16 protein-coding genes are annotated in these 22,246 nt (G+C 35.1%); 5 read left to right on the forward strand and 11 right to left on the reverse strand.

Features of this window, described 5'->3' with window-relative positions:
* Nucleotides 1-112 precede the first annotated feature (112 nt).
* A complete protein-coding gene (locus BN1243_RS06405) occupies nt 113-1,138 on the forward strand; it encodes a DUF2332 domain-containing protein (RefSeq protein ID WP_195892151.1) in 1,026 nt (341 codons plus the stop codon).
* Between the two features lie 413 nt (nt 1,139-1,551).
* Here the strand turns inward: BN1243_RS06405 and pgsA are convergent, their stop codons facing one another.
* From pgsA to BN1243_RS06425, 4 genes are all read right to left on the reverse strand, one after another.
* Complete coding sequence (pgsA, locus tag BN1243_RS06410) at nt 1,552-2,184, reverse strand: CDP-diacylglycerol--glycerol-3-phosphate 3-phosphatidyltransferase (RefSeq protein WP_062105388.1); 633 nt, start codon at nt 2,182-2,184, stop codon at nt 1,552-1,554.
* 33 nt (nt 2,185-2,217) lie between these two features.
* A complete protein-coding gene (locus tag BN1243_RS06415) occupies nt 2,218-2,604 on the reverse strand; it encodes a VOC family protein (RefSeq protein WP_062105389.1) in 387 nt (128 codons plus the stop codon).
* Between the two features lie 97 nt (nt 2,605-2,701).
* A complete protein-coding gene (locus tag BN1243_RS06420; RefSeq protein WP_084781833.1) occupies nt 2,702-3,700 on the reverse strand; it encodes a nucleotidyltransferase domain-containing protein in 999 nt (332 codons plus the stop codon).
* A 154-nt stretch (nt 3,701-3,854) separates the two neighbouring features.
* Complete coding sequence (locus tag BN1243_RS06425) at nt 3,855-5,291, reverse strand: LCP family glycopolymer transferase (RefSeq protein ID WP_062105391.1); 1,437 nt, start codon at nt 5,289-5,291, stop codon at nt 3,855-3,857.
* Between the two features lie 279 nt (nt 5,292-5,570).
* Here BN1243_RS06425 and BN1243_RS06430 point away from each other — a divergent pair, with 279 nt between their 5' ends.
* Entirely contained in the window at nt 5,571-6,149 is a 579-nt protein-coding gene (locus tag BN1243_RS06430; RefSeq protein WP_062105392.1) for a 3D domain-containing protein, read from the forward strand.
* A 169-nt stretch (nt 6,150-6,318) separates the two neighbouring features.
* Here BN1243_RS06430 and pglZ read toward each other — a convergent pair whose 3' ends face one another.
* The 5 genes from pglZ to BN1243_RS06455 form a co-directional block, all read right to left on the reverse strand.
* A complete protein-coding gene (gene pglZ / locus BN1243_RS06435) occupies nt 6,319-8,877 on the reverse strand; it encodes a BREX-1 system phosphatase PglZ type A (protein ID WP_062105393.1) in 2,559 nt (852 codons plus the stop codon).
* 69 nt (nt 8,878-8,946) lie between these two features.
* Nucleotides 8,947-12,444, reverse strand: a complete 3,498-nt coding sequence (pglX, locus tag BN1243_RS06440; protein WP_062105394.1) for a BREX-1 system adenine-specific DNA-methyltransferase PglX — start codon at nt 12,442-12,444, stop codon at nt 8,947-8,949.
* Between the two features lie 16 nt (nt 12,445-12,460).
* Nucleotides 12,461-16,027, reverse strand: a complete 3,567-nt coding sequence (gene brxC / locus BN1243_RS06445) for a BREX system P-loop protein BrxC (RefSeq protein ID WP_062105395.1) — start codon at nt 16,025-16,027, stop codon at nt 12,461-12,463.
* Nucleotides 16,028-16,040: 13 nt separating this feature from the next.
* The gene (locus tag BN1243_RS06450; RefSeq protein ID WP_062105396.1) at nt 16,041-16,607 is read right to left on the reverse strand and encodes a DUF1788 domain-containing protein; all 567 of its coding nucleotides are present in this window, start codon (nt 16,605-16,607) and stop codon (nt 16,041-16,043) included.
* 39 nt (nt 16,608-16,646) lie between these two features.
* Nucleotides 16,647-17,237, reverse strand: a complete 591-nt coding sequence (locus BN1243_RS06455) for a DUF1819 family protein (RefSeq protein ID WP_230200298.1) — start codon at nt 17,235-17,237, stop codon at nt 16,647-16,649.
* 430 nt (nt 17,238-17,667) lie between these two features.
* Here BN1243_RS06455 and hpt point away from each other — a divergent pair, with 430 nt between their 5' ends.
* A complete protein-coding gene (gene hpt, locus BN1243_RS06460; protein ID WP_062105398.1) occupies nt 17,668-18,201 on the forward strand; it encodes a hypoxanthine phosphoribosyltransferase in 534 nt (177 codons plus the stop codon).
* 47 nt (nt 18,202-18,248) lie between these two features.
* Here the strand turns inward: hpt and BN1243_RS06465 are convergent, their stop codons facing one another.
* Entirely contained in the window at nt 18,249-18,743 is a 495-nt protein-coding gene (locus BN1243_RS06465; protein WP_062105399.1) for a hypothetical protein, read from the reverse strand.
* A gap of 205 nt (nt 18,744-18,948) precedes the next feature.
* Here BN1243_RS06465 and BN1243_RS06470 point away from each other — a divergent pair, with 205 nt between their 5' ends.
* Both BN1243_RS06470 and uvsE read left to right on the forward strand, forming a co-directional pair.
* Nucleotides 18,949-20,226: an acetyl-CoA hydrolase/transferase family protein gene (locus BN1243_RS06470; protein ID WP_062105400.1), complete on the forward strand. Its 1,278-nt coding sequence runs from the start codon at nt 18,949-18,951 to the stop codon at nt 20,224-20,226.
* A gap of 175 nt (nt 20,227-20,401) precedes the next feature.
* Nucleotides 20,402-21,355 carry a UV DNA damage repair endonuclease UvsE gene (uvsE, locus tag BN1243_RS06475; RefSeq protein ID WP_062105401.1) on the forward strand — a complete coding sequence of 318 codons (954 nt, stop codon included), beginning with the start codon at nt 20,402-20,404 and terminating at the stop codon, nt 21,353-21,355.
* 174 nt (nt 21,356-21,529) lie between these two features.
* Here the strand turns inward: uvsE and BN1243_RS06480 are convergent, their stop codons facing one another.
* The gene (locus BN1243_RS06480) at nt 21,530-22,075 is read right to left on the reverse strand and encodes an NADPH-dependent FMN reductase (RefSeq protein ID WP_062105402.1); all 546 of its coding nucleotides are present in this window, start codon (nt 22,073-22,075) and stop codon (nt 21,530-21,532) included.
* Nucleotides 22,076-22,246: the final 171 nt, after the last annotated feature.

Here is a 22,246-nt window from a genome sequence, read left to right on the forward strand (position 1 = left end):
TTTCAATTAATTCATTATATTATATCACTCTCAAATGAAAACTTGCGAGCGTTTCCAAAATACATCATCAGATGGTAAAATAATAATAAAAATGCCCGTTAATTAGAGGAGAATTATATTGGAAATCGATCTTTCTCAAAAATTTATTGATTTTGCACAAAAAGAATGTGAAGGTTCAAGCGAATTATATAAATCTCTTTCTCTGGCAATCGCTGAAGAGAAGGATCTACTTGATTTAGCTACAAACTCCAGAGAAGGCCAACCAATTCCTAATTTGTTTTTGGGTGCCGTTCATTACTTATTATTAAAAGGAAATGTCCATCAATTAAAAGAATATTATCCAAGTATAGTTACAAATCCAAGGATACCGAATGATTCATTTCTAGCATTTAAAAATTTCTGCCAACGTTATGTAAAAGAAATTATAGATATTTTAAAAAGCAGATTAGTCCAGACTAATGAAGTGAGACGTTGTTCGTATCTGTATCCCGCTTTTAAACACGTTTTTGAAATAACTAAAAGACCATTAGCTTTAATCGAAATTGGAACTAGTGCTGGTTTACAGCTTTTATGGGACCAATATAGTTATTCTTACGGGACATCTGAAGTTTTTGGCAATCAAAATTCTAAAGTTCATATATCCTCTGATATAAAAGGTGGCAGCATCCCATTTTTACACGGACCTCCGCCACCTGTAGCGTCAAGGATTGGAATTGATCTTAATGTTATTGATTTATCAAATGATGATGATTTTCTCTGGCTAAATTCGCTTATTTGGCCTAATCACCATGAAAGGAGATCTCTGTTTGCAAAAGCAGCCAATTATGTGCGAGAAAGTAAGTTAGAATTAATCGAAGGGAACGGTGTAGGCTTACTAAAAGATTTAGCAAAGAATATTGCAACAGAACACACCATTTGCATTTTTCATACTCACGTAGCCAACCAAATGCCGATAGAAACGAGAAGAACGTTAGTTGAAAGTGTGAAAGAGATTGGCCAAAAGAGGGAAATCTTCCACATATACAATAATATATGGGATCGAGACTTACATCTTGATTATTATCTGAATGGAAAAGAATACACAAAAAAAATAGGTGAAACGGATGGCCACGGTAGATGGTTTACGTGGGAAATATAACACAATCAACAAAAATCACTTTTCCTTACCTCAGAGCATTTTGCCAATAAGACGGGCGCTTTTAAATTTTATCACGTTTAAACTAAGTCCTTATCTACATGAAACGAGTACTATTTAAATAGCAAAAATTTAAATCCAAGCTCAATACGTGATTTATCCATAATACGCCCGTGACTTTGTTTTTTCATTTGCTTCCGGATTTTTGAAAAGCTCTCAAGCGACTGTGGCTTCGATTTTTCTCTTTCTCCGGGCGTTTGAAACGCCCGAAGCCCCAATCCTACTTGCTTCCGATGTTTGAAAAGTTCACAAACTACTAAGGTTCCGATTCCCCCTATCTTCCGGCGTTTTAAAAAAATACCAACTCGATTAGTGACGCTTTATCAAGTACCATTCTGCTTTAAAGATATTAGATTTTAATGAGGGTTTTTCAGAACCTTCTGGTCGTTGCTCTTTTTTTTAAAATCTGCTATGCCGTTTTTTAGAATAATGCGTTTATTCTTGACGAAATAATCCCAACCCGAAATTAACGTGATCACCATCGCTAACCATAAACTTAAAATATCGAAAGGAATGCCAATGTAGATAAACGGGTAATTTTGCAATAGCAATGCTGAGATAGAAATTATTTGAATTCTAGTCTTCCACTTTGCAATGTTACTCGCCGCGATGACAATGCCTTTTTTCACGGCCATCAGCCGTAGAGCTGTAACCGCGAATTCTCGGCTTAAAATAATAGCAGCAATCCATCCAGGTACTACTTGTAGCTCAACTAAAGCGATTAATGCAGCAGCTATTAATAACTTATCTGCTAGCGGATCCAAAAACTTACCAAAATCCGTAATTAAATTATATTTTCTAGCATAGTATCCATCTAATCCATCAGTTGCAGATGCAATAATAAATATGATTGCTGCAATAAAATGTGCAATAGATAGATCCGTTCCTTTTATGTGCATTTCTCCAAGTGGAATTGGCGCTATTAAAAAGATTAAAAATACTGGAATAAAGAATATTCTTGTTACAGTGATTTTATTTGGTAAATTCATCGTAGCCTCCTGAGTCAAAAATATTTTCACACATTAACAGAATAACTCATGAATATTCCCATCCGGATCTGCGAAAAAAGCAGTCGTCTGGCCCCAAGGCATTTGTGTAGGTTCTTTAACAGGTGTAGCCCCCTTCTCAATAATTTCCTTATAGGACTGCATAACTTCCTCAGGTGTATTACATGGAAATGCGAGTTCAAAAGCTTGTCCTTGTTTTTCTTCTTTATAGCTAGCGTGGCCACCAGTTACATCTAACATAATTTGTCGAGAACAAATTGAAAATCGAACTCCATCGTTTTTTAGAGCTACATAGTTTTCTGAGTTATCTTCCACTTGAAATCCTAAGACTTTTTCGTAAAAATTCGCCATTTCTGGAACATTGTCTGTCAAAATCGTAAGCAAACTAATTTGAGCTTTCATTTCATATAATCTCCTAACCTCATATATTTTTTAATCATTCATAGTAAAAATACCATTTCAATACTTAAACTCCTGCTTTTTCCCTCAAACTTTCATTTTAATTTAGATGACAAAGAGTTAAAAGTTCATCAGTTAAACTACATAATTTTTTAACTTCTTCGTTTCCTAAAGGAATAAACCCCATTTTAGATAAACCTTCTTGCAGTTCAATTGGTAAATTCTCAAAATAGTTTTCAAAAGCTAACCCATCTGATGTTTCTAAATATAACCAAAAAACTTCACCGTACATCTGCCACATTAAGTTATAATAATCTTGTTGACTGAGTAATCTTTGGATTTTCCTTTCGCATAAAATATCTTGGAGTTTAGATAAACCAAATTCATATGAATATCCTTGTTTTCTTAAAAACGTTCGAAAATTTGAAAGAGTAGTAGAAAGTTGTAGTAAATCTTGTTTAATCACAAAAGGACAGACTTGTTTAAATTCCTTAAAATGATTTTCCATCTTTTCTATTTGCGGGAATAAGGAACCAGTTGATAGTGAACCGCATTTTAAAAATAAATATAAAAATCCTGCCTCCGCCCACGCCCCCAAAGCAGCATTCATCGCCGAATAGGACTTTTGATTTTTCACACAATCAAGGGCAAACAAATTCCTTTCTTGAACAATTTCAGAAACCTGTTCTATCATCTTTCTCTTACCTTGTTTCGTATGAAAATAGTCACTAGCCCAATCCCTTATTTTACAAAGTTCCCCCTCCCTATCTCTAATAATAGTTATTTCATTTAAAAACCTATAATTCCATGGCGAGTTCATTATAAATTGAACAGATGGAAATTCGTTCATATGTAAGATGTCAATTTGAATAATTTCACCATCGTAAAGGACATTTATCGATTCTGTTTTTACAGATGACTCAGTAAATACCGTCAAATCAATATCACTAAACTGATCTGCATCGCCTCTTCCTACAGATCCGCCTACATAGGCAAATTTAATCGAAAGTTCCAACTCATTAACATAATTTTTGACTACATTTATTAACTCAATACTTCGATCATTCACCATGGATCCCTCACTTTTTATTTTTTTCATAAAAGCAGCATTAACGAAGAATCATAGTCTGTTAGTTGATTTCACCAAGTGAAACTCTTCATGACCAACCTCACGCAATCTATATGTAGATTTATTTCATTATATACAAAAAGGGATCCCTGTACTAAGACGGAATCCCACTTATACGATAGACTTATTCAAATTTTACTGTTTTTAAAATCTCCTCTGAATCCTCATTAACCATATCAGCATAACGGTCAGCTAGATCAAGATATGGCTCTTCAAATAGCTGCGGCGGTAACTCTGCAGGGCGGTTATAAACTAGGGAAACATTATCCCGAGCTGTAATAAACTCCTCAAACATCGGGGTATTTTCATAGTATGCCTTTACTTCGTCTACCGATCCTTCATACACATAAATGTAAAAACAATCACCAATGTACTTTCCATCATCAACCATACTAAATACTATTGTATCAGAAGCCTCTTTTGGTCCTTGTACTTCAGAGTTTTCTATATTCCAAACAATATAGCGCTCTTTCCATGAATCAGGTAATTGTAGTGAAAAGCCATAATCATCATTAACATACTTTAAATCACTTAAAGGCTGTACTGGGACTCCAAATGATAAGTTATCCCTCCTAATTTCAATGTCTTCCATTGGCTCTGCCTTCTCATAACGCCCTTCAGAAAAGTAAGCATTATTTCCAAGCATTCCTTTTACTTTTTCGACTTCTTCCTTTTTTACATAACCAATATTTCCAATACTAAGTTCATAGGTCTCAATGTTCTTCGAAAAAATATCATAATCCGTCAATAAATTCTTCAGATCAACAAATTCTGCATTTGTATCCATGTATGAATTTGTACTCATAATTTCAATAGCCGTTGCTAATTTTTCGGATGAATTATCCTGAAGAATATTCTTTATAGCTGCCTCAATGACTTTGTGTTGCTTATAAACTATGTCCGAATTAGCGAAATTACTATAAAGATAATCATCGATTCCATCACGATCCAATTTCTCTGCTTCATCACTATTATTTTTAAAGCGCTCGCTATCAACTGTAATTTGCCCAATCCCATCGACAATATCCTTAATACCATTCGTATCGATCGTCAGTTGAAAATCAACATCCACCCCAAGTACAGTTCTAACTGCGGCAGCTGAATAACTTCCTTCGCCTTGATAATAAGCTGCGAACAAATTATCTCCACCATTTTTATATTTCAGCGTCGTATTCATTTCACCTGGTATAATAATCAGCTCCATATCCTCTTTTTCTGGATCAACTGCTAACATAGAAAAAGTCATAGATTGATCCGATTGGAGCACAAATAAAAGATTGATTGGTTTGTGGTTTGCTAATTTTTCTTTTGATATATCATTATCAATAGTGGGTAGCCAGTCCGAATAAATCTCTTCATTAAATAAAGACTTCACATCATCACTTAACGTAATAATAGGCAGCTGGACTGGAGGCTTCGAAACTTCAACATCCTCAATTGGCTCAGTAGCTTGATTTTTTATCACATCATTTTGAGTCTCTCTGCTCGATTTATCTTCACCGCAAGCAACTAAACTAAAGGCAACTAGCAAAAGTATGCTAAGTACCAGTATTCGTTTCAAAAGATCACCTTCTCATTCTGTTTTTTCTTCGATGTCGGAAAAAGGAACTTTCAAAAAAAGGGAAACTCAATTTGAGTTCCCGCTCTACTTTCCCAGGAAATTCTCCATATATAGTATCGGAAGAAATTTCGATATTTTTAATGCGTTTTTTAGGTAAGTGCCTGACACGCCCCGAATTTTGTCGAGTGAAATCTGTAATAAAACTAGTACCATTTTGAAACCGTTTTGTCATATTTCCCTGTTATAATTTTCCTATGATGACGAAAGGGGATTCAATATATGAAAAAACTCATCATCTCTATCATTGCAACTAGTTTTCTACTATTTAGCTTCTCAGGAGTTTCTTCTGCGGCTTCAAGTACATATAAAGTAAAAAAAGGCGATTCACTTTGGAAAATCGCAACAATACATAAAATAAGTGTTTCACAGCTAAAAAGCTGGAATGGTTTAAAATCAGATTTAATCAAGCCTAATCAAGTGTTAAAAGTCGTCAAACCAGCTACTAAAAAAGCTAGTACGAGTAAGAAAACAACAACAGCCAAAAAATCAGCAAGTAAAAAAACTACTTATAAAACATTAACAGTTAAAGCAACAGCCTATACGGCAAGTTGCAAAGGTTGCAGCGGTATTACAGCTACTGGTATTAATTTAAAGAAAAACCCGAATGCCAAAGTCATTTCCGTTGATCCAAAAGTTATTCCACTCGGTACAAAAGTATGGGTGGAAGGCTATGGAGAAGCAATTGCTGGAGATACGGGAGGAGCTATGAAGGGGAATAAAATTGACCTTCATATGTCTACTAAAAATAAAGCTCTAAACTGGGGCGTTCGAACTGTTAAAATAAAAGTCTATCAATAAAGAAAGAACCCAATTGTGATGCAATTGGGTTCTTTCTTTAATTTGTAGCCTGTAGAGATAAGTAAAACATTGTACTTACTTTTCTAGCTAGGAGTCAAATATACTGAAGCAAAAAACGCCTTTCTTTGCCCCAGTATATTTCTTAACGTCGATCTTGGAAACTGCCTGATCAAAAGTCAAAATCACTGACCAGATTTAAATTGATTGTAAATGGAATCTTTTCAACTGTTTCCCCTGTATCACTATCTTTCATCATAAGATAATATGTTTTTTGTCGATCATACGCCATACTTTTTAGAATAAACCTTAACTTAAAAGTCCGCTCCGCTGGATTATGACTAGTACGATCTCCGATAATAGTTTCCTCATTAGATAAAACATTTCCTTCATCATCAGCCATAAAAATTACAACGGTTCGCGGTATCAACTTATCTTCGACTTTTTCTGTCTGGAAAAAATCCAAATTAAAAATGCTGTTTGTTATTTTACGTGCTGTATTTGTTAATTTAATTTCAACTTTCTCAATTGCCTTCGCACCCTTTTGACCCATCCGTTTATTTTGATACATCAACAGTGGCACAACAATTTCTTGAAGACTTGCTCCACCATGAACAAAGTTTATCCCTGAACCTTGCATTTTATATCGGAACGTTGCCTTCGGTACATAGGCAGTTAATTGCTCATTATTTTCGATAATTGAAGAAAGATCAATTGCCAACTGTCCAGGACGTTCGCTCTTTTCTTTTGATAATATATAGCGGCGCTTCACCTCAAGTGCATTGATGAAGTTTTGACCAATCTTATCATTTTCCTCTAACGCCTCACGTTGGTATAGGAAACCATGATCGGAGGTAATAAAAACATTTGTTGCACTCAAATCATCTCGAATTATTTTCACTAGATCATACAATTGATTCAAAGCTGTTTCCACCGCATTAAACGTATATATCTCGGTTGAAGCTTTATCACCCATCGCATCAATCGTATCGTGATATATATAGATCATCTTCTTCCCTTTAAAGGTTTCTCTTCTTCCAGTCTTATTCATAGCTAGTATTGCTTGATAATGTATGGCTATGCTATCTTCCACCTTTGATTCGATGATCTTCCTTCTATTTTCTAGTCCAGCTCCATTAATCCCATCAACGAACACACGACCATTCAAATCAATATCTATTTCCTTATGAGGAAGAAGTGCTGGCATTCCAAGTTTGGTAATGGAAGGCACTACGCTTAGTAGCGTTTCAATCTCACAGAGTCCCATCGTCTCTGTATTTAAACGTTCTGCCAATTCGACACCAATCTCATAGCGAAGCGCATCAGATACAATCACAAAAACCCGATCGCCATTTTGAATTCTAGGATGGATGACAGAGGAATAAAAGTCTTGCTGGTTTTTCACACCTGGAAGTGACCAATTTCTAGCCATTTCTGGAGAAACCGCTTGGGACCAATGCGTACTTAATTCGCCCATATACCAATTCGTATATAAATTTTCAACGAGACTTTTTAATTTTTTCAATAAATCATGATTAGTATCCTGATCATAAGCAACATAAAACTTCCGATAATAAGTATCCATCAAATAATATTCATTCACATATAATTGGTATAAATCGGATGCATACCCTTGAGGAATTGTTTGGTGTTTTTCTTTATAAAACTCATGCATTTTCACCGTGTAATAGAGAGCTTCATAGACCGATGCATATTTCTCATAATAATGCTTCGCTCTTCTTAATTTGATAAGTTTTATGTATTCATCATAATCTTCCAGTTGCATCAAAAGTCCATTGGCAATGTACATGATGATCGCTCGGTCAATGTAAGGAAAAATATCAGCTTGTTTAAAAGTATCGACATCTAAAGTTTTGATTATAGCAGGAAGCTGAATTTCTTCTTCAACCATCTCAGCATATTTGTTAAATACGAGAGAATCTTGCATATGATGCATCCAATGGTCAATAAATACGAGGGCATTCGCTTTATTACGTTTGGAAATAAAATCAGCTAAATCTTTAAGATTTTCTTCGTCTATTGATTGGCTCAAAGCTGTTACAACTAGATGGATGAATAATGATTCTAACTTTTTTTCAGCCTTGTCATAGCCATAGTACTTTTCAACATACGACCAAAATACATTTATATGAAAAAACTTCTCAATCAGGTTCAAGTATTTATTTTTGTTGTCATCCAGCGTATCCATTAAGATAGCTTTTAAAACAGATTCAAAGCTAGGAGTTTTGACATTACAAAGGACACTCATGATAGCAAGTTCAATCATTTCTTCACTAAATGATTCTATATTCAAGGCTGCAAATTTTCGGAAACGTTCCTTATTATTAAAAAAGCGCTCATATTTTTTTATAACGGTTCGAAGCGATGGATCAATTTGTAGTTCACTCAATATAAGTGAAATCCGATCGGCATAAAATATTTTAGAATAAAGAACTGTATCCGCTAACCAATTATCTTCTACATTTAGTTCCATAGTTGTATAAATAAGATAAGAGGTCGTCGGTTCTTCTTCCTCAAGTAAATATTTCGTGTAAAATTGATTATGCTCTGTCAATGTAAGAATCTTAATCCCTTCAACAGATAAATTCTCAATATCGCCAACAAACTCATGATCCTTGTCTACCCAGAATACAAGTTTTCGAAGTTCACCTTCTATGCATGGTTCCTTAAAAATATCTGACAAAGCAGATTCGATTTGGTTGATGTTCAAGGACTTCACCTGCTTTCTACAAACATTATAGATGAAAAGATACACCAGCAGGAGCCGATGTATCTTTTTTTATATTTTTGCAACTAGACTCGCTAACTTCACGTAATTCAACTTAATTCCATCATCTAAATCCAACTCCATTTGGCGATCAGCCATGTGGTGAAGCAGCTCATCATAGGCCTTTAACTCATCAATCTTCTTATCGAGCGATTTTAATTCCCTCTTCGCTTGACTAATTTCTTTTGCCGCAGAATCACCTTCAATCACAGCCAGAAGGTCCTTCTTTTCAGAATCAAGACGAATTTGATATTCATGCAAATAGTCTGTCCGAATGCGAGACAATGTTGTTTTATCATAACGATGATAGTAGATCAAACAGTTAAATGCCTTCTCCTTACCAGATGTCAGCAACCAATAGATCGGGCGCTTGCTATATGTCTTCAAATGATCTTTATAAAAGTCATTTAGAAAATAGCGGCGCAATGTTTCTTTTACCGTTTCACCTTTTTTCTGACCAAGGACATCTACGATAAAAGCTAAATTATCGTTAAGATTTTCCTCACTAAAGGCTAACTTAATAAACTTAATAAATCGAGAAACAACATCATCCTCAAAGTAACTGCCAGATAAGAGTGGCAAAATATTATCTTGATCTACAGTAAAACTTGCATACTTAGCTTGGTTAAAATCACCGCCTGCATATATTAGACCACGCTTATCAAGAGAATATCGACCAAATGAACAGCCTATCGCATAGGAAATAAAGCTTTTAATCTCCCGTTCCAAATCTGCCTTACGAATCGTTATTTTCTCCTCCTCTACTTCAGGAGTCAACTCAGTTTCTAAGTTATAAATCCTAATGAAAATTTGATTCAATTCTTCCTCATTAGACTTCAATTTCTGAAACTGCGATTCTGTGAACTGTTCCCATAGCCTATAAGAATCTTCTATCTTTTTAGTTGGAAATTTCAATAATGGATGTTTTTCATAATCCCAACTTGTCTCATAACTATCCCAATCTATTTTTGAAATGGCAATATTTTGTTCTACCAATTCATCAATCCGCTCTTTATCTTCGTTGGAAATAATCAGAGGCAAGTTTGCAATATCGCCAACATTCATATTTAAAGTTGGATTAATGAATTTCGTAAACTTTTCAGCCAAGTTCGTATTCAAAAATCCGAGTAAGTAATTAATTTTTTCCGGACTAGGGAAGCAACTAATACCCGCCACATTAAATAGAAATAGCTCATCATAATATCGAACACTAAAATTCCCAGTCGAAATTAACGACCAGCTAACTGCCTTTTGAAAATTGTACGAAAGATTTTGTGGTCGTGAACGTAATTTTCCTTTTTCATCTTTAAAGTTTTTAATCTCAAATCCATCATTTTCCCAGTTAATTACATACTCCCGATTTCCATACCACTTTCGGTAACTTCCCCCTTTATTGAATGGGTACCATTTAAAATCGCGGTTATTTGGCTGTGATGTATTAAACTTAGTTCGGTCTACTTCAAACCAAAGCTTAAGAAATCGATCATTATCGCCTGTAATCAAACCTTGCTTCGGACTCGCAAAATCTTCAATACTTTCGTGAATAAAGGCGTTCCGAAAAGAATCACTTACCCAGTAAGCAATCGGGCTCCCTGGGATTTGTTTGAAGTTGCTCTGATTAAAGCGGTACAGATATGGCATATCCGGATTATTAATAGCATGGATCGTTTTTTCTCTCTTTTCAGCAGCTGTTCTTTCGTTTATCAAGCGTAAATACGTTCCCTCACCATTGAAAAGTTGAACATTTCTCAAAACAAAAGTCGTTGACTGAACAACTTCCCCGCCGATTTCTTCAAAGGCACGCGGGCCTAAATGGAGCATAGTGTCAATGAATTGATGCTCAATAATTTTCTCACGTAATTTTTCAAAGCTTGATAAAAACATCCAAGAATGTTGATTAATCGCAGCATAAAAACCATTTTCCTTTACAAAATGATCGATTTCCATAAACGCCGCAAACAAATCTGCTTTTGAATCAGGGTAGTTTTTCCGCAAAAAATCTGCTAATTCTTTGTTCATACTTCCTGACCCCATGTACGGCGGGTTCAAGATTACAATATCATAAGGCTGCCCCATAATTTTAGTCTGTTTTAGTAAATCCGGAAGAAACGCCAGAGCTTTCTCGCGATGTTCAATTGTAAATAAATCATCCATATTATGGGAATGTATTTCTTCTAAACGACGAGTTAAAAAGGTCGTGTCTTTCTCCGTCACTCTAATTAAAGAACCTAATGTTTTCGCATTTATATATTGCTCAGAAAATCTTCTTACAAAATCGAAGTTTTCACCATTAGATTCCGATGCAATATAGGCAATGTCATCATCATTCCAACTATTTGTTTCTTGAATGGCAGCCAAATTCAGAGTTAAAACATCACGTTCAATACTTCTTAAAAAGCGTCGGTTGTACGACATTGCTTTCATTACAACGGAAAAACATGCAAGCTGATATGCACGATCATCGATATCAAGCCCGTATAAATTTTTTTCAATAATGAGCCTTGGTATTTCTCGTTCTATGTATCCACACTTACTATAGATCTCATAAAGAACATCAAACATGTAGACGAGAATATGCCCGCTGCCCATGGCAGGATCGAAGCATTTAATCTCTTCTACATTTAGTTCTTTGTTTACATATGGTTTGATTTTTTCTTGAAAATCTTCCTGTTCATGCTCAAGATAAAATTCCCACTCTGCTCTTAGCTCCCGATGTTCTGGATGAGCTTCAATCCAATATCGGCCAAGTGCATTTTGCACCATATAACGGACTATCCAGTCAGGAGTGAATAATTGAGTTGCAAAAGGAATTTCCTCAGGCTTATACTTCCCTTTCTCCTTAAAAACACGATCTTTCTCCTCTGCAATATAAAACTGATAAAGCCAACCAATCACTTCGATTTGCTTCCAATCAGATTCTGGGACGTCCACTATCATTGAACGCACAAAAGAATCGCTCGCAAGCAGTCCTTCTGGAAAAAGGATTTCCGAATAGTCATCAATCTTTGCAAACATAAATGGCATGTACCGATTTAAATCATTACAATGTTTAATAATCAGATATTTAAACAATTCCTCTGAATGATTGTCCATTTTTAATTCGTACACATATTCTTTATCCAATTCTAAGTCAAGGGATAAAGCCTCTTTCATCATATCTGGTTCCGCATGGTCCGAATAAGACGACGAGAGCACACGTACTTTTGTCGGTAAATAATCGTTAACTTCCATAAATCGAAGGGCAGTAAAACGATTGAACCACGCATAGGCTACCTCTTCCATCACTTGTTTATAACCAGTTTGTTTTATACGCTCAATTAAACGATTCCTTTGTCGTCTTTCTTCCTTTGAAAGCTGTTTGCCATCAATAAAGATGGCGTCCGAACTTTCAATTTCCGCTTTTTTAATCGAGTATTCATTAATCCCGATTTTCATCGCCCTTGCTTCGACTTTTTTTAACAATTCTCGTCGAGCACTTGTTGCAAAGGTTTTGAGAGCTGATTTATCCATTCAGTCCCTCCTCCTACTAGTCAGTAAATTCAATTTCCTTATTGGCCCTAATGATTTTCTTTAGTTCGGAAGACAAGTTTTGGATATAATGATCAACATCTGCTTCAGTCGCAAGCGTGCGTACATTAACAAGTTTCGCTACGTTGACTGTTTCCTTTTGAATATGTGGAATAGCTCGTTCAATCTCAGGTTTATCTGAACTAACTTTTTCCTCCGCTTGCCTCTCCCATTCTGCCATTTCTCTTCGAATAGTTCTTTCAATTCTTTCTTTAAAACTTGTGCTCTGAGATATGGTCGCATCTACTTTGAAAATATCAGTAAAATGATCTACAGTAACATTCAAATTTTCGTAATAATGATCTACTTCGTGTTTCGTTGCATCCGATACTCCGTATTGCGCTGTTAGTAAGGATAAATAACTTAGATCCTCTTTTAACTTCACATGCGCATTCTCCTTTTTTTCTTTTAAAACAGCATTGATTTGCTCATCAAGCGTATGAATCAATTCCGGAATGTCCTTAATTCTTTTATATGGAATTGGATCTTGAACGATAGCACGGAGCTGTTTGACGACTTCCTGCACTGCTTCACCGAATAAATAAGCTTGATTTTCATCGTATTTATTCAGCGCTGCCAAGCCATCATCAAAAATCTTCTTCTGATCAGTACTAAAGAAACTCTTTACATAAACAATATCTTCTTCCCAATCAAGAAGATTATCCTCGAGATCCGTTAACTTTCTGAAGAAAGAAACATTGTCCAAGCCATTGTGAAATTGTTCAAAGTACTCTAAGCCTTTATCTAATAAACTTATACCAGGATATTTTCTACCTTCATAACGAGCTTTGTACGCTTTAATTTCAGTTACCTGTTTCTCAATTAGCATGCGAATTTCTTTTAAAAGTCCGTCTTCATCATCCGCTAAATCCGTTTTATTAAATACATCTTTACAAATTCCTCTAGCCGTTCTAATTAGCCTCTGATCCACTTTAACCCTTTTTAGCACAATCGCTTTATCCGCTTCACTCGTTTTCGTAAAAATAGTAAGCAGCTTCTGGACATGTTCCACAGGTTCTAAGTATTCCGCGTTATAACGAATACGAACCCTTTGTTCTTTTAGTAACTGGGCAATTAGTCCAGCAATATCAAGCAATTTCCAGCCATACGGCTTATCAGCAAAACGATCATATAAAATTTTGACCCGAACTTGACTGTTAAGATCTGCTTGTAAGTGAATAAAATCAGCCACTTCTCGCTTAGCTAAATCATTTAGATTCATTTTGAACGAATCCTCAAATGACATTTGCTCCTCATCGGATGCAAGTATCTGAATTAAGACCTGTTCATTTTCGATATGTTCTTTCATATAGCCAAGTTTCGTGTAAACATTTTCCACAAGTACACTAAAGGCCGAATTGATTTTCTCTCGAACAGACGATCCTTTAATATCGATTTGATCTCCATTTATAAAGAATTGACTTCCTTTTATCGCATCTTCTAATAGTTCTCGAACGCGTCTCCGCCTTTCGCGGGCTTCTGCTTGTTTATTATTTAAGATATTTTGGATATTTTCAGGAAGCTGCGTCATATTAGTCTTTCTTCTAAATTCTTCAATCCGAAGCGCTTCTTCGACTTCCTCAATATACGCATCATTACCACCAAGTTTTATAATCAATTCACTTGAACCGGAGGTCATCATCATTAATTCCTGTTCAGATTTATGATAGTGATCAGATAATGGTGATAAAATATTCACGCCAATATGGGAAGTCTGATTGCCATAATTTTTTTCATCCATTTTTTGATTAAATGGAAATGAATATTGATTAGAATAGCGATATCGTTTTTCATCGTACAAATCTTGGTAAATATAGTTAGCCAAATCTCGTTTCACAATATCATCTTCAATTGTAAGAGATTTGATTTCACGATTAATATCTTGTTCATCATCCGTTAAAAAGATATAATCCTCACCATTTTTCTGAACGAGTGTTTGTGAAATTAATTTTCGCAAGGCTCCTTTAATTTTCTCTTTTAACTGAAGTTTATCTTCATCAATATGTGTCACCATGAGTGTCGCGATATTATCGATATTAGCTGGCAACTCTTTCACATATTTAATCATAAATAGAACTTTTAATAGATCTATGTTAAACTCGTCATCTTTTAAAACAGGATTTTCATACGCGCCTTCAATCACTCTAGAAATGGACGGATTTAAAAATTCCTTAATCGTATCGTAGAAAGCATAAAACGGAATAAGAGTACCTTCTTCTGCCTCTTTATAGTAGAGACCAGCTTCTTTAAATGCGGATAACATAGAACGTTCTCCCTCTGATAAATGCTTGCCAGAGGAACCGTGCTTACGTACTTGCTCAAATACATTTTGTAATAATTTAAACTGATAAGGAATAAACGGGTATACATCAGCAAATTCCTGTTCATGATCAAATCCCCGCAAATCAGCTGTGCTTTCCCGAAAACTAATAACGTTCTTTAAAATGGCACTTTTTTCTGGATATAGCAGCTTTAAACGATCATTGACAAAATCCTTCTTTAGCAGAATCCGCTTTTTGATGACTTCATCAACAGAAATAGATGATAATGAAAGTCTTGTATCAAAACGACCTTGAATTCTTGAAAAGTCATCACCTTTCACTTTAATAATACTATCAATACTTTCTTGTGACGTGACCATGATCCAAACTTTCCCATGACAATGTGTGCCAAGATCCTCCGCAACGGTTTGCAAGTTTAACATTAAATTGCGGTTATCACCGATATACTGGCCGATCTCATCTACTAGGAAAATGAGATGAAAGTCTTTGCTTTTACTTTGGACGTACTCGTTCACATCTTTAGCAAATTTTTCAATGCTTATCTCAAAATTATTGACACCATTTTCAAACCAATTTCGTGCCGATTCTTCAGTCATTTCAGTCACTTTAGTTAATGCTCCGATTACAAAGTCCGCATCAAAGTAAAAGCTATTTCGCCGTTCTTCCCAAGATTCTCCTGCAAGTGCTTTGAATTCTGTTTTAAACCCCTCGTAAACTCCTTGTTTATCAAGGTATTTTTCCATTTCAGCGACACCAGGAATATCCCCATAATAGCCACGATGTTCATAGAAAACTTTCATAAAAACACGAAGGATTGCATCTTCTTTCGACTTATTATCAAGTGAACCTTTAGAGTCGATATTAAATAAAATCACTTCTGTGTCAACAGTTGCTGTTCGTTGCATATTTTCAAGCGTGTTTGAATCTTGTACCTTGCCTTTAAAGAAATCAATCGCTTGCTTCCCTTTTACTGTTTTGTTTTCTAGTAAATAAGCGAGTATTTTTAAGAAATGGGATTTACCAGATCCGAAGAAACCCGAAATCCAGACACCCATTTTGTCAGTCATACCATTAATGCCTTTTTGATAATTCTCGTAAAATTTGGAGAGATGTTTTTGAAGCTCACGTGTCACAACATACTCATCTAGCTCTTGATAAATATTATCTTCATCTTGTTGAGCTACTTTAATGACCCCCCGAATATCGCGCTCTATATCTTTTTGAAACATGTCCTTAATAATCATCGAAATCCCCCTCTTAATCAACTAAACGAAAGGCACGATAGTAGTTATCATCCTTAAATTTTCCAAATAATTGTAGTGATTGACCATCATATTTCCCAGGAAAAAACATAATGACAGGAATATGATCAAGTACTTCCTGCAAATTATTTAAAATAGTATGAGAACGTAAAAATGGGTACACTTTTCCAATTCCAGTTAGAAACACGACATTGTTGTCTCCAATTTGCTCTTGTATTTTCTTTAAAAAAACTTCTGGTTTTGCAAAAGTGGTCATCGCTTTAAATAGTTGCTCTTTCCCTTGACGTCGCTCCATATCAAAAATCCGTTCGAAGATTCTGCGTTCTTTAGTAATTTCTAATAACAATTTATATAGATCAAACTCAATAATTTCACGATTCGATCCTTCAAAATTGAATTCTTTTTTTACATGCTTGATATAATCCCTAACTACTAACTCCTGTTCTGGTGGATAATCAAAGACGTAAAAGCTAATTTCATTCCCAAGCCCACGTCCTTCGATAAATTTATCTTCTTGGATCTTAGGAATGATTTGATCTAGCCTAGCATTCAAATTCACCATTTACACCTCTAGTTCTTCTGTTGTTTCGTGTCAATCCGATTATTCTGCAAGTGCGTGGATATACTTTGTATCACCAATTTGTATCAAGTGATCTTTAATTTGATTATCTATTATTAATCTCGAAAGTTCCCAACTCTTCTTGTCCTTTAATATTCCGACTTCGAGCAGTATTTTCGTGTGAACTTGCTGCAACTTCCGAACAGTCTGTTCCGTCCAAGTGCTAATTGCTTCATTCTGTTCAGCTTTTATAGCGAAAAAGGTATTCATGTCCTTTTTCTCTAATAATAAATTTTGATTCACTATTTTCTCTGCTACAACCTCATTCATAAACTCAAAAAAAAGCCGATCCGTTTTCATAATAGTATAAAGGTTAATCACTTTTCCCATACTAAACGGCTCCTCTATTACAAAATTTCGCAACGCCTTATCTAAGACATTAACCCTTTTTATAATATAAGGTAGTCCTCTTTTAATACTAGAAAGTTTTTCCAATTGAAATAGGTTCTCTTTCAATACCTTTGTTCGAATTTCTTCGTCTGTATTTCCTTGATTCTTCAGTGCAACTAGCAATTTAAACTCGTAAAACATAAAGGGTGCCCCTGTTAAAACAGAGGAATAGGCTAATTCCATTGTCAATCATCACAACCTCTCACACAAGACTATATACCTGCATTAATAACAAGACATTTTTAAAGGTGACTAATCTCCATTTTCTGTTTATATACTGAACTACTTTCATAAACTGTTTATTTTTAACAAGCTTGTCCGGATTATAGTCATGTATACATCTAATCCCGTCAATCAGCTAAAGGCATTCATCTTCTAACACATATGTATCTATTACTCTTTTCTTATTCTACTTTTATTTTATTGGGGAAACAACAAAAGGAGTTGCCAATAAGTAGATCCCAAACTGAAGTTATTCTTATTAAATTGCACGAAAGATTATCTTAAAAGTGAAAAAGCTCCCTGCTCCACAATATATTAATGCTATAATGAACTTGGAAAAATCATTGTTAAGTTGGTGATATTACCGCAATTTACTGAAAGAAGGAAGAAAATGAATTACAAACTAGATCAAATTATGATATCAGAAGCAGAGATAAAGAAACGTGTGGAAGAGCTTGCGGTGGAAATAGAAAAGGATTTCCATCACGAACCAGTCTTTTTAATTGTTGTATTAAAAGGATCCTTCGTTTTCGCTGCTGATTTAATGCGCGCTATGGAAGGTAATGTTCAAGTTGACTTTATTTCCGTATCAAGTTATAGCAACCAAACGGAAAGTACTGGTAAAGTAAAACTACTAAAAGATCTTGATGCTAATATCACTGATAAAAATGTCGTTATTGTTGAGGATATTATCGATAGCGGGTTAACTCTCCATTTCTTACGTGATCACTTGAAAATGCACAAACCAAAACAAGTGAAAATCTGTACACTATTAGATAAACCCGAAAGAAGGAAAATTGACCTCCCAGTCGATTATGTCGGATTTGTCATCCCTGATGAGTTCATTGTAGGCTATGGGATTGACTATGCTCAAAAGTACCGTAACTTACCATATATCGCAACAGTTAAACAAACTGAGCAATAAAGGATCAAGTAGAGGGTAAAGCTTCAAGTAATAAAGTGGCACAGAAATTAACTCTGTGCCACTTTGTTTTGTTCAACTTTTTGACGAAATATTTTCTCAGTCAAATATTGTACACCATATAAAATAAACGCTTTATAGTACAGGTAAATAAAAAATTGAAAATGACTTAATCTGTTCAGACCTATAATTTTAAACCTTTTTAGAATACTAATAAATACAAATGCAAAAAGGCCATCTCCAACTGCATTCAGCACAACAAATTTTTTAAAGTTGCCATACGAGAGTTTCAACATCCACATGGAGATAGGAAAATAAGGACCCAAAGTAAAAGGAAGCTCATCACGCAAAAATGATTTTCTCTTTTCGTAAAATTTCCACCACTTCTTCTTATGCCCAATTATATGATTAATGATCTCAAAAGGAACAATAAAAGCAGAAGCAATAAAATAACGTTTTAGATTACGCTTCCCTACAAATAGCAGTGATAACCAAGGAATTATTATGATAGCAACATTAAATACTAAATGCCTTTTCGTAATCATCAAGCTTCACCTCACCATCATCTTAGCCTCCTTTTTAAAATATCCAAAATTAGAAAATAAATCCGTGTGACTGTAAGTAGATTATATTTTATACTTGTTTCATGACTAAATTGACACCTGCTACTAATAGCTGGTATATTCTCGGTATACAAGCTATTTTTCTATTAATTTTACAGAATATTTGATTATAGAAAGGATTTCGAAGATGAACATCACAGAAAAGGAAAAAAACCGCAATGAAATACTGTCTATTTTATCTAAATATCATGATGTTATTATATCCATGGGGAATGGAGAACCCGATTATATTTTAAAGATCATCGATGAGAACCCTAGTGCCTTCTCATCTTTAAGGATTCATCAAATTTTGGAAATGAAAAACCGTCAATATATTCAAGGCGAATTTCCAAACATCCGTTATATATCCTATTTTATGAACGGATTTGCAAGAAAAGCATTTGCAAATGGAAGATGTGAATTAATGCCCAATCATTTTCATCAGATGCCTCAACTCTTGGAAGAAGTTACTGAGCAACCTGTTGTCGTCTGTCAAACATCACCTATCGATGAAAATGGCTACTTCTCTTTAGGAACAGAAGCTGATTATACAGCCCATTTTATTGGGAAGGCACCTTTCGTTATTCAAGTCAATGAACACGTACCTCGAAGCATCGGAGAAAATAAAATTCATATTTCGCAAGTTGAGGCATTGATTCATTATAATCAGCCCCTGCATGAACTTCCAGAAATCACAGTACGAAATATTGACGAAAAAATTGCAGAATTGATAGCCGAACGAATTGATCATGGCTCTACTTTACAAGTAGGGATTGGCGGCATTCCGAATGCCGTTGTTGGCTTATTAAGTCATCATCAAAATTTAGGCATCCATACCGAAATGCTAACAGACGGAATATATAATTTAGTTCAACAAGGGGTTATTACAGGTACAGCAAAAAAGACATATAAAGAAAAAATTGTCGCTACCTTTGCTTTAGGATCAAAACAACTATATGATTTTATGGACAATAACCACAGTATCGAAATGCTATCTGTAGATAAAGTAAATGACCCAAGAATCATTGCACAAGAGGATAATATCGTTGCGATTAATGCTACAACCGAGGTCGACTTTTATGGACAGTGTGCATCCGAGACGATAGCTGGGAGATATTATAGCTCCACTGGTGGCCAAGCAGATTTTAGCGCAGGTGTTCGCTTTGCAAAAAATGGCAAAGGGTTTATTTGTCTCTATTCAACAGCAAAAAATGACACTATTTCTAGAATCCAACCTACTCTAACACCGGGATCTGTAGTGACAACTTCCAAAAATGATGTTGATTATATCGTAACGGAATATGGAATTGCCCAATTAAAAGGAAAAAGTATCTTTGAAAGAACAAAGTCATTAATCGAAATCGCACACCCAAAGTTTCAAGATGAACTGATATTTAATGCTAAACAGATGGGTTTTCTACTATAAATGTATCAAAGTGCTTTCCAATCTGGAAGGCGCGTCTTTAGCCGTTCATCCTTATTATAAAAATTTGTACGTCGCTAATCAGGCGCTTGTGTTTTTGTTCTTCCAATCATGTTAGTTTGAATACTAAGGACTTTTTTGCAAAGCATAAATGATAAAAATGGTAAGGGGAACATAAATGAAGATTCGTTTTGGCTATGTAGCGAATGCATTGGGGCTATGGGATGCAAGTCCATCAAAAGCATTAACCTTCTCTCGATATTCACTTCTTCCTAAAAGCGAAAGATTGGAAAAACTAAAAGCTATTACCGCTCTCAACTTACAACATACAGCAAGAATTTTACATTATAACATTGCTCATGAGATCAAACTGTATCGACTTTCAAGCTCACTTGTCCCCTTAGCAACCCATCCGGAAGTGATGTGGGATTTCATCACTCCATTAAAAAAAGAATGGGAAGAGCTTGGTCAACTCATCAAAAAATTTCAGTTAAGAGCAAGCTTTCATCCAAATCAATTTACTCTATTTACAAGTCCTAAAGAAGAAGTAACTTGGAATGCAGTTAAAGATATGGAATATCATTACAACATGCTAAAAGCGATGAATATTCTCGATACAGGGTTAATTAATATTCATATAGGCGGTGCTTATGGAAATAAAGAACAAGCTTTAAGTAAATTTCATGATAATCTTAGGAAGTTGCCAGGCGAGATTAAAAATCGAATGACTCTCGAAAATGATGATAAAACCTATAATATTGAAGAAACATTAATCGTTTGTGAAAAGGAACAGGTACCCATGGTCCTCGATTACCATCACTTTATGGCTAATCGAAATCATCTTGAGCTGCCCTATTATTTACAACGTATTTTTAACACATGGAATCATTTTCATTCAATCCCAAAAGTTCACATATCATCACCAAAATCTGATCAAGCATACCGTTCCCATGCGGATTTCGTATCGATCGATTTTATAATGCCATTCCTACAGATGGCCAAGGAGCTAAACCAAGACTTTGACATTATGATAGAAGCGAAACAGAAAAATCTTGCTATGCTCAAGTTAGTAGAGGAAATCGCGAAGATTCGCGGCGTTAAGCGGATATCTGGTGCTTCGGTGGAGTGGTAATCAAAAAGTGCAAAGAGATTTTGCCCTCATTTTGTTTCTGTCACTCCCATCTAGTACATGATGAGCAGAATACATAAAAACTCCTGCGAGGAAAGCAAAAACCCGCAGGAAATCTTTTATGAGAAAAAGATAATGAGAAATAACTACTTTTTTCGGCTATTGGTTGGGCGCCCATTATCCCTTTTTACTATCCATACTTTGTTGTAAGAAATACATCTCTTCAGCTAGTTTCTTTATTCGCTTAGTTACATCATTATCTATAATTATATTATCTTCATCAAAGCAATCATTATGAACGAAGACATTACTTGTTGGTACTAAGCCTTTAAGATAAGAAAGAATAGGTTTTAATTGATATTCGGATACAAGAAAATGCTTCTCAACTGCGCCAGTTGTTACAATACCCGTCACTTTTCCCTTAAATGCATTGACTTGAAAAAAGTCTAAAAGGTTTTTTAATGCCCCAGTGAGCGATGCCTGATATATCGGTGTACCAAAAAGGAGCATATCCGCTGTAGACACCTTATTAACCACATTCATTGTATCCTCATTATAGTAAGCTAATGGCTCTCCTCGAACAAATTCAACATCATAATCTCTCAAATCAATTAATTCTGTTTCCAAGTTTGAATCAAGAGCTTCCGCGGCTTTTAACACTTCACTAACAACTACATTTGTTTTCCAACCTGCTAGCGCTCCTGAAATTCCAACTAATTTCAATATTGATCCCCCCTCTATCATTAACAACTGGGATAACTCCCTTTATAGACTTTGAACTAAGAAATCTGCTCTTCATATAACCATAACACGATCTACCTCTATTGTTCTATCTAGAAGGGTTAGTCTCCTATGCGTTAATATCATGATCCAAATTGCTGAATTGATTAAAGC

It is taken from the genome of Bacillus niameyensis (genome assembly GCF_001375535.1).
Classification (GTDB): Bacteria; Bacillota; Bacilli; order Bacillales; family Bacillaceae_C; genus Lederbergia; species Lederbergia niameyensis.